The 14,070-nt window shown below is 61.0% G+C and carries 11 protein-coding genes; 8 read left to right on the forward strand and 3 right to left on the reverse strand.

Annotation, left to right across the window (positions count from 1 at the left end; genetic code table 11):
• The 4 genes from dnaA to gyrB are packed head-to-tail and all read left to right on the forward strand — an operon-like array spanning position 1 to position 6,220.
• Positions 1-1,533, forward strand: coding sequence for a chromosomal replication initiator protein DnaA (gene dnaA, locus AC5O5R_RS00005; protein ID WP_172225091.1), 1,533 nt, complete (start codon positions 1-3; stop codon positions 1,531-1,533).
• A gap of 40 nt (positions 1,534-1,573) precedes the next feature.
• On the forward strand, positions 1,574-2,677 hold the full coding sequence (gene dnaN / locus AC5O5R_RS00010) for a DNA polymerase III subunit beta (RefSeq protein ID WP_016712777.1): 1,104 nt from the start codon (positions 1,574-1,576) through the stop codon (positions 2,675-2,677).
• 14 nt (positions 2,678-2,691) lie between these two features.
• Positions 2,692-3,795, forward strand: a complete 1,104-nt coding sequence (gene recF, locus AC5O5R_RS00015) for a DNA replication/repair protein RecF (protein ID WP_172225088.1) — start codon at positions 2,692-2,694, stop codon at positions 3,793-3,795.
• 4 nt (positions 3,796-3,799) lie between these two features.
• A complete protein-coding gene (gyrB, locus tag AC5O5R_RS00020; protein WP_172286502.1) occupies positions 3,800-6,220 on the forward strand; it encodes a DNA topoisomerase (ATP-hydrolyzing) subunit B in 2,421 nt (806 codons plus the stop codon).
• A gap of 61 nt (positions 6,221-6,281) precedes the next feature.
• On the opposite strand, the gene AC5O5R_RS00025 is transcribed toward gyrB, so the two are convergent.
• The gene (locus tag AC5O5R_RS00025; RefSeq protein ID WP_172228422.1) at positions 6,282-6,689 is read right to left on the reverse strand and encodes an RcnB family protein; all 408 of its coding nucleotides are present in this window, start codon (positions 6,687-6,689) and stop codon (positions 6,282-6,284) included.
• 118 nt (positions 6,690-6,807) lie between these two features.
• Entirely contained in the window at positions 6,808-8,100 is a 1,293-nt protein-coding gene (locus AC5O5R_RS00030; RefSeq protein ID WP_172228420.1) for a sigma-54 interaction domain-containing protein, read from the reverse strand.
• Between the two features lie 222 nt (positions 8,101-8,322).
• Between AC5O5R_RS00030 and AC5O5R_RS00035 the strand changes: the two genes are divergently transcribed.
• From AC5O5R_RS00035 to AC5O5R_RS00045, 3 genes are read left to right on the forward strand one after another with little or no spacing between them, the layout of a single operon-like run.
• Entirely contained in the window at positions 8,323-9,207 is an 885-nt protein-coding gene (locus AC5O5R_RS00035) for an MBL fold metallo-hydrolase (protein ID WP_172228418.1), read from the forward strand.
• A 38-nt stretch (positions 9,208-9,245) separates the two neighbouring features.
• A complete protein-coding gene (locus tag AC5O5R_RS00040) occupies positions 9,246-10,517 on the forward strand; it encodes an NAD(P)/FAD-dependent oxidoreductase (RefSeq protein WP_172228416.1) in 1,272 nt (423 codons plus the stop codon).
• Complete coding sequence (locus tag AC5O5R_RS00045) at positions 10,514-11,332, forward strand: sulfite exporter TauE/SafE family protein (RefSeq protein ID WP_172228414.1); 819 nt, start codon at positions 10,514-10,516, stop codon at positions 11,330-11,332. Before AC5O5R_RS00040 ends, AC5O5R_RS00045 begins: the two co-directional genes overlap by 4 nt.
• Here AC5O5R_RS00045 and AC5O5R_RS00050 read toward each other — a convergent pair.
• Positions 11,321-12,208: a LysR family transcriptional regulator gene (locus AC5O5R_RS00050; protein WP_172228412.1), complete on the reverse strand. Its 888-nt coding sequence runs from the start codon at positions 12,206-12,208 to the stop codon at positions 11,321-11,323. The two genes, AC5O5R_RS00045 and AC5O5R_RS00050, sit on opposite strands and share 12 nt — an antisense overlap.
• Positions 12,209-12,349: 141 nt before the next feature.
• On the opposite strand from AC5O5R_RS00050, the gene AC5O5R_RS00055 reads away from it, so the two are divergent.
• Positions 12,350-13,996 carry a GMC family oxidoreductase gene (locus AC5O5R_RS00055; protein ID WP_172228410.1) on the forward strand — a complete coding sequence of 549 codons (1,647 nt, stop codon included), beginning with the start codon at positions 12,350-12,352 and terminating at the stop codon, positions 13,994-13,996.
• Positions 13,997-14,070: the final 74 nt, after the last annotated feature.

Below are 14,070 nucleotides of genomic sequence, written 5' to 3' on the forward strand. Positions count from 1 at the left end.
GTGTCAGTGGAACTTTGGCAGCAGTGCGTGGAGCTTCTGCGCGATGAACTGCCTGCCCAGCAATTCAACACCTGGATCCGTCCGCTACAGGTCGAAGCCGAAGGCGACGAGTTGCGCGTCTATGCGCCTAACCGTTTCGTTCTCGATTGGGTCAATGAAAAGTACCTGGGTCGCTTGCTCGAGCTGTTGGGTGAAAACGGCAGCGGGATTGCGCCTGCCCTGTCCTTGTTGATCGGTAGCCGTCGCAGTTCTGCACCCCGGGCCGCACCCAATGCGCCGGTCAGTGCTGCGGTGGCTGCCTCGCTGGCGCAAACCCAGACGCAGAAGGCTGCGCCTGCAGTTGCAGCAGTCGAGCCTGTCATTGCAACGTCTGCCGAGCCCGTGTTGGTCGATGAGCAGGCGTTGCCGTCTTCGCGTAACAGCTTCGATGCCATGGCCGAGCCCGTTTCTGCGCCAGCCGCCAATACCCGCACCGAACAGCGCACTGTCCAGGTTGAAGGTGCCCTCAAGCACACCAGCTACCTGAACCGTACCTTTACCTTCGACACGTTCGTCGAAGGTAAATCGAACCAGTTGGCCCGCGCGGCCGCCTGGCAGGTCGCCGATAACCCCAAGCACGGCTACAACCCGCTGTTCCTTTATGGTGGTGTGGGTCTGGGTAAAACCCACCTCATGCATGCTGTGGGTAACCACCTGCTGAAGAAAAACCCGAACGCCAAGGTTGTGTACCTGCATTCGGAGCGCTTCGTTGCGGATATGGTCAAGGCGCTGCAACTCAACGCCATCAACGAATTCAAGCGCTTCTATCGGTCGGTGGATGCGCTGCTGATCGACGACATCCAGTTCTTTGCCCGCAAAGAGCGCTCGCAGGAAGAGTTTTTCCACACCTTCAACGCCTTGCTTGAGGGTGGGCAGCAGGTAATCCTCACGTCTGACCGTTATCCGAAAGAGATCGAAGGCCTCGAAGAGCGCCTGAAGTCGCGCTTTGGTTGGGGTCTGACGGTGGCGGTCGAGCCGCCGGAGCTGGAAACCCGGGTTGCCATCCTGATGAAGAAGGCCGATCAGGCCAAGGTCGAGCTGCCACACGATGCAGCCTTCTTCATCGCCCAGCGCATCCGCTCCAACGTCCGTGAGCTGGAAGGTGCACTGAAGCGGGTGATTGCCCACTCGCACTTCATGGGCCGCGACATCACCATCGAGCTGATCCGTGAGTCGCTGAAGGACTTGTTGGCGCTGCAGGACAAGCTGGTGAGTGTGGATAACATCCAGCGGACGGTGGCCGAGTACTACAAGATCAAGATCTCCGATCTGTTGTCCAAGCGGCGTTCGCGATCTGTCGCGCGCCCACGCCAGGTGGCAATGGCCCTGTCCAAGGAGCTGACCAACCACAGTCTGCCGGAAATCGGCGACATGTTCGGTGGTCGCGACCATACGACCGTGCTGCACGCGTGCCGCAAAATCAACGAACTGAAGGAATCCGACGCGGACATCCGCGAGGACTACAAGAACCTGCTGCGGACGCTGACGACCTGATGGCCGTCTGCGCAGCTAATTGAAGGCAAGGGACTAGACCATGCATTTCACCATTCAACGCGAAGCCCTGTTGAAACCCCTGCAACTGGTCGCCGGTGTCGTCGAGCGCCGTCAGACCTTGCCGGTCCTGTCCAACGTATTGCTGGTCGTACAGGGCCAGCAACTGTCGTTGACCGGTACCGACCTGGAAGTCGAGCTGGTAGGCCGCGTGCAACTGGAAGAGCCGGCCGAGCCTGGCGAAATCACTGTGCCGGCGCGCAAGCTGATGGACATCTGCAAAAGCCTGCCGAACGACGCCCTGATCGATATCAAGGTCGACGAGCAGAAACTGCTGGTCAAGGCCGGCCGCAGCCGTTTCACCCTGTCGACCCTGCCCGCCAATGATTTCCCGACCGTGGAAGAAGGCCCTGGCTCGCTGACCTGCAACCTGGAGCAAAGCAAGCTGCGCCGTCTGATCGAGCGCACCAGCTTCGCCATGGCTCAGCAGGATGTGCGCTACTACCTTAACGGCATGCTGCTGGAGGTTTCCCGCAACACCTTGCGTGCGGTCTCTACCGACGGTCACCGCCTGGCGCTGTGCTCCATGACCGCGCCTATCGAGCAAGATGATCGCCATCAGGTGATCGTGCCGCGCAAAGGTATCCTGGAGCTGGCACGCCTGCTGACCGACCCGGAAGGCATGGTCAGCATTGTGCTTGGCCAGCACCACATCCGCGCCACTACCGGCGAGTTCACCTTCACCTCCAAGCTGGTGGACGGCAAGTTCCCGGACTACGAGCGCGTGCTGCCCAAGGGCGGTGACAAGCTGGTGGTGGGCGATCGTCAGGCGCTGCGTGAAGCCTTTAGCCGTACGGCGATCCTGTCCAACGAAAAGTACCGCGGCATCCGTCTGCAGCTGGCTGCTGGCCAACTGAAAATTCAGGCGAACAACCCCGAGCAGGAAGAAGCCGAAGAAGAAATCAGCGTTGACTACGAAGGTAGCTCGCTGGAAATCGGCTTTAACGTCAGCTACCTGCTGGACGTTTTGGGCGTGATGACTACCGAGCAAGTTCGTCTGATCCTGTCTGATTCCAACAGCAGCGCTCTGCTGCAGGAAGCTGGCAACGACGATTCTTCCTACGTTGTCATGCCGATGCGTCTGTAACCGTAGCTGGCGAAATGTCCCTTCGACGTATCATGGTCACCGCGGTGCGCAACCTGCACCCGGTGACACTCTTACCCTCCCCCCGTATCAACATCCTTTACGGCGCCAACGGCAGCGGCAAGACCAGCGTGCTTGAGGCCGTACACTTGCTCGGGCTGGCGCGCTCATTCCGCAGCACTCGCCTGAACCCTGTCATTCAGTATGAGCAGCCGGCCTGTACCGTGTTTGGCGAAGTACAGCTGGCCGAGGGTGGCACCAGCAACCTGGGCGTGTCCAGGGAGCGGCAAGGGGAGTTCACTATTCGCATCGATGGGCAAAATGCGCGCAGCGCGGCGCAACTTGCAGAATTGCTCCCGCTTCAGCTCATCAACCCAGACAGTTTCCGGCTGTTGGAAGGTGCCCCGAAAATCCGCCGGCAGTTTCTGGATTGGGGGGTGTTCCACGTGGAACCTCGTTTCCTGCCAGCATGGCAACGCCTGCAGAAGGCGCTGCGGCAGCGGAACTCATGGTTGCGTCATGGTACACTTGACCCAGCTTCGCAAGCCGCCTGGGACCGGGAATTGTGCCTGGCCAGCGCGGAAATAGATGAATACCGCCGCAACTACATCAAGGCCTTGAAGCCTGTCTTCGAGCAAACCCTGAGTGAACTGGTCGAGCTGGACGGGTTGACCCTTAGCTACTACCGAGGCTGGGACAAGGACCGCGAACTGCAAGAAGTACTCGCCTCCTCTCTCCTGCGCGATCAGCAGATGGGCCATACCCAGGCCGGTCCGCAGCGTGCTGATCTGCGTCTTCGTCTGGCTGCCAACAACGCAGCCGACATCCTGTCGCGTGGTCAGCAAAAACTGGTGGTGTGCGCTTTGCGTATTGCCCAAGGGCACCTGGTTAGTCAGGCTCGCCGCGGTCACTGTATTTATCTGGTGGATGACTTGCCGTCCGAGCTGGACGACCAGCACCGCCGCGCGCTATGCCGCTTGCTAGAAGAATTACGCTGCCAGGTGTTCATCACCTGTGTAGATCAAGAATTACTGAGGGAAGGCTGGCAGACGGAAACGCCAGTTGCTTTGTTCCACGTGGAACAAGGCCGTATCACCCAGACCCACGACCATCGGGAGTGAAGGCATGAGCGAAAATCAAACGTACGATTCCTCCAGCATCAAGGTGCTGAAAGGTTTGGATGCCGTGCGCAAGCGTCCCGGCATGTACATTGGCGACACCGATGATGGTAGCGGCCTGCACCACATGGTCTTCGAGGTGGTCGACAACTCGATCGACGAAGCCCTCGCCGGTCACTGCGATGACATCACCGTCATCATCCACACGGACGAATCCATCAGTGTGCGCGACAACGGTCGCGGCATTCCGGTCGACGTGCATAAAGAAGAAGGCGTTTCTGCAGCCGAGGTCATCATGACCGTGCTGCACGCCGGCGGTAAGTTCGACGACAACTCGTACAAGGTCTCCGGCGGTCTGCACGGTGTAGGTGTTTCCGTTGTGAATGCCTTGTCCGAGAAGCTGGTACTCACCGTTCGCCGTAGCGGCAAGATCTGGGAGCAGACCTACGTTCACGGTGTTCCACAGGCACCCATGGCAGTTGTGGGTGAAAGCGAAACCACCGGTACCCACATCCACTTCAAGCCTTCTGCTGAAACCTTCAAGAATATTCACTTCAGCTGGGACATCCTGGCCAAGCGTATTCGTGAGCTCTCGTTCCTCAACTCGGGTGTCGGCATCCTTTTGAAGGATGAACGCAGCGGCAAGGAAGAGTTCTTCAAGTACGAAGGCGGGCTGCGTGCATTCGTCGAGTACCTGAACACCAACAAGACGCCAGTCAACTCCCAGGTGTTCCACTTCAACATCCAGCGTGAGGATGGCGTAGGTGTTGAAGTCGCCCTGCAGTGGAACGACAGCTTCAACGAAAACCTGCTGTGCTTCACCAACAACATTCCTCAGCGCGACGGCGGCACCCACCTGGTGGGCTTCCGTTCTTCGCTGACCCGTAGCCTGAACAACTACATCGAGCAGGAAGGCCTGGCCAAGAAGAACAAGGTAGCCACTACGGGTGACGATGCCCGTGAAGGCCTGACCGCGATCATTTCGGTGAAGGTTCCAGACCCAAAGTTCAGCTCGCAGACCAAAGACAAGCTGGTTTCCTCGGAGGTAAAAACCGCCGTGGAACAGGAGATGAACAAGTACTTCTCCGACTTCCTGCTGGAAAACCCGAACGAGGCCAAGGCCGTCGTTGGCAAGATGATCGACGCTGCCCGTGCCCGTGAAGCTGCACGTAAAGCCCGTGAAATGACTCGCCGCAAAGGCGCGCTGGATATCGCCGGCTTGCCGGGCAAACTGGCCGACTGCCAGGAAAAGGACCCTGCCCTGTCCGAGCTGTACCTGGTGGAGGGTGATTCCGCAGGTGGCTCGGCCAAGCAAGGCCGCAACCGTCGCACTCAGGCGATCCTGCCGTTGAAGGGCAAAATCCTCAACGTGGAGAAGGCGCGCTTTGACAAGATGATCTCGTCCCAGGAAGTGGGCACGCTGATCACTGCGCTGGGCTGCGGTATCGGCCGCGAAGAGTACAACATCGACAAGCTGCGTTATCACAACATCATCATCATGACCGATGCTGACGTCGACGGTTCGCACATCCGTACCCTGCTGCTGACCTTCTTCTTCCGTCAGCTGCCGGAACTGGTCGAGCGCGGCTACATCTACATCGCCCAGCCGCCACTGTACAAGGTGAAAAAAGGTAAGCAGGAGCAGTACATCAAGGACGACGAGGCCATGGAAGAATACATGACCCAGTCGGCCCTCGAAGATGCCAGCCTGCACCTGGACGAGTCTGCGCCAGCTGTTTCCGGCGTGCAGCTGGAGGCGTTGGTCAACGAGTTCCGCAGCGTGATGAAGACGCTCAAGCGCCTGTCGCGCCTGTACCCGGAAGAGCTGACCGAGCACTTCATCTACCTGCCGGAAGTCACCCTGGATCAGCTCGGCGATCACGCGACCATGCAGGCCTGGTTGAGTAAATTCCAGGAGCGCTTGAACAACAGCCAGAAGTCTGGCCTGGCGTATAAGGCGAGCTTGCGTGAAGACAAGGAACGCAATGTCTGGTTGCCGGAAGTCGAGATTACCTCGCACGGTCTGGCCAGCTACATCACGTTCAACCGCGACTTCTTCGGCAGCAATGACTACCGCACGGTGGTCAACGTCGGTACCAAGCTGTCCAGCCTGCTGGGTGAAGGTGCCTATGTGCAGCGCGGCGAACGCCGCAAGGCGATTGTCGAGTTCAAGGAAGGCCTGGACTGGCTGATGAACGAAACCACCAAGCGCCACACTATCCAGCGATACAAAGGGCTGGGTGAGATGAACCCTGATCAGCTGTGGGAAACCACCATGGACCCAACCGTCCGCCGCATGCTCAAGGTCACCATCGAAGATGCCATCGCCGCCGACCAGATCTTCAACACCCTGATGGGTGATGCAGTCGAACCGCGTCGTGAATTTATCGAAAGCAACGCGCTGTCGGTGTCGAACCTGGACTTCTGATCAGGTGTAGACAGCACCCACTGAAAAGCCCGCTGATGCGGGCTTTTTAGTGCCTGAGAAATCAGTAACCACTAAGGATGTTGACGATTACACCACTGGCGATTGCCACCAGCACATAGTCGCCGTTCACAGACAACCAGCGGTGATCACGCGGCGGCGCATACAGGTGGCGTGCTTTCCAGTCCGTCACCCAGTAACGGTCGCCACGGTAATGCGGGTCCACAACATGGCCGCGTTGCCACTGCTGATGGGGTACCGGCATACCTTGCTGCGGTCTGTAGTTCGGGTTGCGGTAAGCGGGGCCACGGCCATTGTCATGTCGGCCTTGGTGCTGCGGCTGAGCATGCGGCGAGTTGCCTTGGTGCGATGGGCCGTTGTCATGCCGGTCAGGAGGGCCTGGCTGCGCGAAACTGGCCAGCGGTGCGCTGAACAGGAGCGCGGCGCAGATCACGGTTAGGGCTTTTTTCATTTGCGGGTCCTCTGCATGTTAACGCCCGGTGGAGCTGTGTGCCGGGTTCGGTTAACTGATGAGACCACGGTTTTTGCCGCGTAATGTCAGGGCTTGAGTAAAGGTCCGGTAAAGGTGGCTACGACACCCCGAGTGCCTTCAACCGGCGATAGAGCGTGCGCTCGCTCAACCCAAGATGGCTGGCCAATTCGCTGCGCGAGCCTTTGAACTGTTCCAACGCCTGCGCCAACTCACCCAGGTTGTTGCGGCGACCGCCCGCTTGGATCTGGCTCGGCGGGCCGACATCCTCCGGCAGGTGCTCAGGCCGAATCAGCCCATCGTCGGCAAACAACCGCGCCCTTTCCAGAATATTACGCAGCTCGCGAATGTTGCCCGGGAACGGATGCAGCCCAAGCTGCTGTAACGCAGCTTCGCCAAGTCTGGCTGTCGCCTTGCCTGCCATACGCTGCAGCAAGCTCTGCGCGAGCAAGGGCAAATCCTCAACCCGCTCGCGCAGTGCCGGCAGGCGGATCGGGAAGCCACTGATGCGGTAATACAGGTCTTCGCGGAAGCTTCCCTCTGCGACCATCTGCCGGAGCGGTTTGTGCGTCGCCGACACCAGGCGGAAGTCCGAGTGCACTGTACGCAGGCTCCCCACCGGGCGGAAGCTGCCAGACTCGATCAGGCGCAACAGCTTCACCTGCATCGCCAGCGGCACTTCGCCAATTTCATCGAGGAACAGGGTGCCGCCGTGGGCTGCTTCGGCCAGGCCGATCTTGCGCTGATTGGCGCCGGTGAATGCGCCTTTCTCGTAGCCGAACAACTCGCTTTCGAATAGCGACTCGGTGAGGCTGGTGCAGTCCACTACCACCAGCGGACCGTTGGCCCTGGGGCTACCCATGTGCACCGCGCGGGCGAACAGTTCCTTGCCGGTACCCGACTCGCCTTGCAGCAATACCGGGATCTGCGCTGGCGCCGCTCGCTGCAGGCTGGCCAGGGCAGCCTTGAAGGCTGGCGCCCGGCCGACCAGCCCTTGTTCCTGAGGCTGAGCCGCAGCAAGGGTGATGGTGGTCAGGCGCTCGACAAACGCCACCACCCTGCCCTGCTCATCCAGTATCGGACGCAGTTCAACATCAACATGTTCAGGCCCGCGCGGCGTGTGATGAATGTGCAACACCCGCTCCGGCACCTTGCTGTCCCACGCCTTGCGCATCGGGCAATGCTCGCCCGCCTGGTCGCAAGGCACGGCGTAGTGGTGGGACACCTTGTGGCATTTCTCACCCAGCGGAGCCAAGCCGTGGCTACCGAACTGGCGGCGATAGGCAGCGTTGGCCGCCAGGATGTTGTAGTCGGTGTCCAGCACGATAGTTGGCAGGGCATCGTGCTCAAGGTAGGAAACCAGAGCTAGGATGAGGGGATGGGCTTCTGGCATGACGGCACCGTTTGGATGACAGACGCAGGGTAACAAGGACTGCCAAACACTGCCATTGGCTGACAGTCGACTGCCAGCCTGGCTGCCATCGTCGCTGGCAGCGTTCAGCCAAAGCTCGGTTTCATTGGCGTGCAAACCTCAAAAAACGCTGGCACGCATCTTGATATACCTCCTGTCACTGCCTGCGCCTGAAAAGGCGGGGCGGATAAATTGGAGAACGTAATGATCATAGGCAACAACATTCACGTGGACGCCTTCTACGATGCGGCGACCTCGACGATCAGTTACCTGGTCATGGACCGTGAAACCCGGCAGTGTGCTTTGATCGACAGCGTGCTGGATTACGACCCCAAATCCGGACGCACCAACACCGCCTCGGCGGACCGCCTGATCGCGCGCGTGGAAGAACTGAAGGCCACCGTGCGATGGGTGCTGGAAACCCATGTGCACGCCGACCACCTCTCGGCAGCTGCCTACCTCAAGGAAAAGCTCGGCGGCCATACCGCCATAGGTGCGCACATCAAGCAAGTGCAGAAAGTGTTCGGTGCCTTGTTCAATGCCGAGCCCGGATTCGCGCGCGATGGTAGCCAGTTCGATGTGCTGTTCGAAGACGAGGAAGGTTTCCGCATAGGTAACCTGCACGCGCGAGCCCTGCACACCCCGGGGCATACGCCTGCGTGTATGAGCTTCATGTTCGAGGATGCCGGCGAAATTGCGCTGTTCGTTGGCGATACCCTGTTCATGCCCGACTACGGCACCGCCCGCTGCGATTTCCCGGGGGCCGATGCGCGCACCCTGTACCGCTCGATCCGCCGACTGCTGGCCTTCCCCGACCAGACCCGGCTTTTCATGTGCCACGACTACCTGCCCGGTGGCCGCGACATGCAGTACGTCACCACTGTCGCCGAGCAGCGCGCCAGCAATATCCACATCCATCAGGGCGTCGACGAGGACCACTTCGTCGCCATGCGTGAAGCTCGCGACAAAACCCTTGATATGCCCGTGCTGATCTTGCCTTCGGTGCAGGTAAACATGCGCAGCGGCCAACTCCCGGCACCGGAAGAGAACGGTGTGCGTTACCTGAAAATCCCGCTGAACAAGCTGTGAGCGTACTGCCCCATAACCAGATCCCAGGATTTACCGCCATGCCTGCCTTGTTGTCCCCTGCCAATTCCGACCACCACAAAGTGGTCATCGTCGGTGCCGGTGCCGCCGGTATCGCCACCGCTTCCAGCCTGATCAGCCGTGACCCGTCGCTGGACGTGGCCTTGATCGACCCCGCCGAAGTGCATTACTACCAGCCTGGCTGGACCATGGTCGGGGCCGGTGTGTTCAAGGCGCCGAGCACTGCCCGAACCATGGCCTCGACCATTCCGCGTGGTGTGCGCTGGATCAAGGCGCGAGTACAGTGCTTCGACCCGTCGGCTCAGTTGGTCAAGCTGGAAGACGGCCGCGCCATCAGCTATGAGCAGCTGGTGGTCTGCCCCGGCCTCAAGCTTGACTGGGCGGCCATTGACGGGCTGAGCGAGACCTTGGGGCGTAACGGCGTGACCTCCAATTATCGCTATGACCTGGCGCCCTATACCTGGGAACTGGTGCAGAAGCTCAAGCAGGGCCGCGCCCTGTTCAGCCAGCCACCCATGCCGATCAAATGCGCAGGCGCGCCGCAGAAGGCCTTGTACCTGTCTTGCGACCACTGGCTGCGTAACGGCCACCAGGGTGCAGTCAAAGCCAGCTTCTTCAATGCAGGCGCGGTGCTGTTCGGTGTGGCGGATTACGTGCCGGCACTGATGAAGTACATCGACAAGTACGCCGTGGACCTCAAGTTCAGCCACCGACTGATCGCCGTCGACGGCCCGAACAAGCGCGCCACTTTTGTCCGCACGCTAGCCGATGGCAGCAGCGAAACCTGCATCGAAGCCTTCGACATGCTGCATGTGGTACCGCCGCAGGTGGCACCGGATTTCATTCGCGAGAGCCCGTTGGCCGACACCGCTGGCTGGGTTGATGTAGACCCGTACACGCTCCGGCATCGCAACTTCAGCAACGTTCATGCACTTGGGGATGTTGCCAATACCAGCAATGCCAAGACTGCCGCAGCTGCTCGCAAGCAGGCACCGGTAGTGGCAAACAACGTCCTGGTAGCGCTAGGCAGGTTGCCTACCCTGGCTCAATACGATGGCTATGGCTCGTGCCCGCTCACCGTCGAGCGCGGCAAGATCGTGCTGGCCGAATTCACCTATGGCGGCAAACTGGCACCAAGCTTTCCCGGCTGGTTGCTGGATGGCCGCAAGCCGACTCGCCTGGCCTGGCTGCTCAAGGCGCAGGCGCTGCCACCGTTGTACTGGCAAGCCATGCTCAAGGGCCGTGAGTGGCTGGCACGGCCGCAGCCGCTGGTAACCGAGGGTGGGCGGTGATCGAGCATCAGTTGCTGGGGGCCGGACTGGGCGCGATCATCGGCGCTGTATTGGCCCTGACCGGTGCCGGTGGTGGCATTCTTGCGGTCCCTTTGCTGGTGTTCGGCCTGGGGCTGTCGATGGTCGAGGCCGCTCCGGTCGGCCTTCTTGCGGTCGGCATGGCCGCGGCGGTTGGCGCGGTGCTGGGCTTGCGTCAGGGTCTGGTGCGTTACCGGGCGGCGCTGTTCATTGCGCTGGTGGGGGTGGCAGCGGCGCCGTTCGGGCTGATGCTGGCGCACCGTGTGCCGAATACACCCTTGCAGCTGGTGTTCGCCGGAGTACTGATTTATGCCTGCCTGCGCATCTGGCGCAAGGCCGCCAGGGAGCTGCGCGGGGAAGCGAATGACGCCCACCGCTATATCGAACCCTGTGTACTGAACCCGTTGCAGGGCCGTTTGCGCTGGACCCTGCCCTGCGCGCGGGCTCTGGCGTTCACTGGCGGGTTATCCGGGCTGCTTTCGGGCTTGCTCGGTGTCGGCGGAGGATTCGTCATCATCCCGGCCCTCAATCGCTACACCAATCTGCGCATGGCCAGCATCGTATCCACCTCGCTGGCGGTCATCGCCCTGGTCTCTACCGGCAGTGTGGTCAGCGCCAGCCTGGCTGGGGTGATGCACTGGCAGGTCGGCGCTCCGTTCGCCGTCGGTGCGGTAGCCGGCCTGTTGCTGGCGCGGCCACTGGCAGCCAGGTTGGCCGGGCCGCGCCTGCAGCAGATGTTTGCCGTGGCAGGTTTTGTGGCCGCGCTGCTGCTGGCTGGCAAAGCGCTATTGGGCTAACAGCTCGCTCTGTTCTGCATCGCACAGCGCCAACAGGTAGTCCCACACCACCCGCAGGCGCACCGATTTGTGCAGTTCGCGGCGGGTGCAGATCCAGTAGCTGCGCTGGATGGTTTCGCCGGGTAGCACGCGCACCAGCGTCGGGTCGTGGCGGGCCATGTAGTTGGGCAGCACGGCGATGCCCAGGCCGGCGCGGGCGGCGGCTTGCTGGGCGATCACGCTGGTGCTGCGAAACACCACGTTGGGCGCCCGGCAAAAGCTGTTGAGAAACAGCAGCTCCTGGCTGAACAGCAAGTCGTCGACGTAACCGATCCAGCTGTGCCGGGCCAGGTCCTCGCGGGTACGCAGTGGCGGTGCGCGATCGAGGTAGGCCTGGCTGGCGTAAAGGGCCAGGCGATAGTCGGTGAGCTTGCGGGTTATCAGCAGGTCGGCGTTGGGCCGTTCCAGGTGGATGCTGATCTCCGCCTCGCGGTTGAGAATGCTGACAAAGCGCGGCACGGCCACCAGCTCCACCTCCAGGCCTGGGTAGCGCTCGAACAGTGCATTCATGCGCGGGGTGAAGAACATGATGCCGATGCCTTCGGTAACCCCCAGGCGAATCTTGCCCAATGGGGTGATGGCCTGGGTGATTTCTTCCTGCGCCAGCAGGGCGACGTTCTCCATGGCTTCGGCGTGCTTGAGCAGGGCCTGACCGGAGGGCGTCAACTCGTAGCCCTGGGCATGCTGCACAAACAGCGCAGTGCCCAGGCTTTGCTCGATGCTCTCGATATGCCGGGCAACGGTACTGTGAGTGGTATTAAGACGCTTGGCGGCAGTGAGCAGGCGGCCACTGCGCTGCAACTCGAGGAAATACCGCAGATCGTTCCAGTCGAACATGCTGATCCTTTTTGGCAGTTCGGTGCAAGCTTGCCACTGTGCTAAAACGCACAACGGCTGCGCGAAATCTCGTGTTTCCCCTGCGAAAATACTCACTAAGATGGATCGGGACAAGAATAAAAAACAGGCCCGAGGTTGCACATGCCATCAGCCGATTCTGTCTTCGACTACGTAATTGTGGGCGCCGGTCCCGCCGGTTGCCTGCTGGCCAATCGTTTGTCCGCCGACCCTTCCTGCCGCGTGCTGCTGCTGGAAGCGGGTGGCCGCGACAACTATCCCTGGATCCACATCCCCGTCGGTTACCTGTACTGCATCGGCAACCCACGCACCGACTGGTGCTTCAAGACCGAGGCACAAACAGGCCTGGGTGGCCGTGCGTTGGGTTACCCGCGCGGCAAGGTCCTGGGTGGCTGCTCGTCGATCAACGGCATGATCTACATGCGCGGCCAGGCCGCCGACTATGATCGTTGGGCCGAGCAAGGCAATGAGGGCTGGGCCTGGAACGATGTGCTACCGCTGTTCAAGGCCAGCGAGAATCACTTTGCGGGCGCCAGCGAGCACCATGGTGGTGATGGCGAGTGGCGGGTCGAACGGCAGCGCTACAGCTGGCCGATCCTCGATGCCTTCCGCGATGCCGCCGAGCAAAGCGGCATTGCCAAGGTCGATGACTTCAACACCGGCGACAACCTGGGCTGTGGATACTTTCAGGTCAACCAGCGCAGCGGTGTGCGCTGGAATGCCTCCAAGGCTTTCCTGCGGCCTATCGCGCAGCGCCCCAACCTGACTGTGCTGACGGGTGTGCAGGTCGACCAGGTGCTGCTGAACAACACCCGGGCCCGGGCTGTGAAGGCATCCTGGCAAGGCAGCTGGCATGAGTTTGCGGCGCGTCGCGAGATCATTCTCTGTGCGGGGGCCGTGGGCTCGCCGGGTATTCTGCAGCGCTCCGGTATCGGCCCGCGCCAGCTGCTGGAAAGCCTGGGGATAGGCGTACGCCATGACATGCCCGGCGTTGGTGGCAACCTGCAGGACCACCTGCAACTGCGGCTGATCTACCAGATCCGCAACACCCGCACCCTTAACCAGATGGCCAACAGCCTATGGGGCAAGATGGGCATGGGCTTGCGCTACTTGTATGACCGCAGCGGCCCGCTGGCCATGGCGCCAAGCCAACTGGGTGCCTTCGCACGTTCCAGTCCGGAGCAGGCCACCGCCAACCTGCAATATCACGTGCAGCCGCTGTCGCTGGAGCGCTTTGGCGAGGCGCTGCATCAGTTTCCGGCCTTTACCGCATCGGTGTGCAACCTGCGCCCGGTCAGCCGCGGGCGCATCGATATCCGCAGCGCCGACATGAACAGCACGCCATCGATCGACCCCAACTACCTCAGCGACCCGCAGGACCTGCGCGTCGCCGCTGACGCCATCCGCCTGACCCGGCGCATTGTCCAGGCCCCTGCCCTCGCCCGTTTTGATCCCAGGGAGTATCTGCCGGGTTCAGCCTTGCACACCGAGGAGGATCTGTTCGAAGCCGCCGGCAAGATCGGCACCACCATATTCCACCCCGTTGGTACCTGCCGCATGGGCCATGGCGAAATGGATGTTGTGGATAACCAGCTGCGCGTGCGTGGCATCCCCGGGCTACGTGTGGCGGACGCCTCGATCATGCCGCAGATCACCTCGGGCAATACCTGTTCACCCACGCTGATGATCGCCGAGAAGGCGGCCCAGTTGATCCTCAAAGGAGCTGCCACCCAGACCTGCTTGAACGAAGACGCGATACCGACCCCCTGACCCGGGAGCGTGCAATAGCGGTAGCTTGCGGTCGAAAGCCACCGGCAGTGGAACAACAAGAATAATCACTGTGG

The organism is Pseudomonas sp. 8_5_2 (assembly GCF_059295255.1).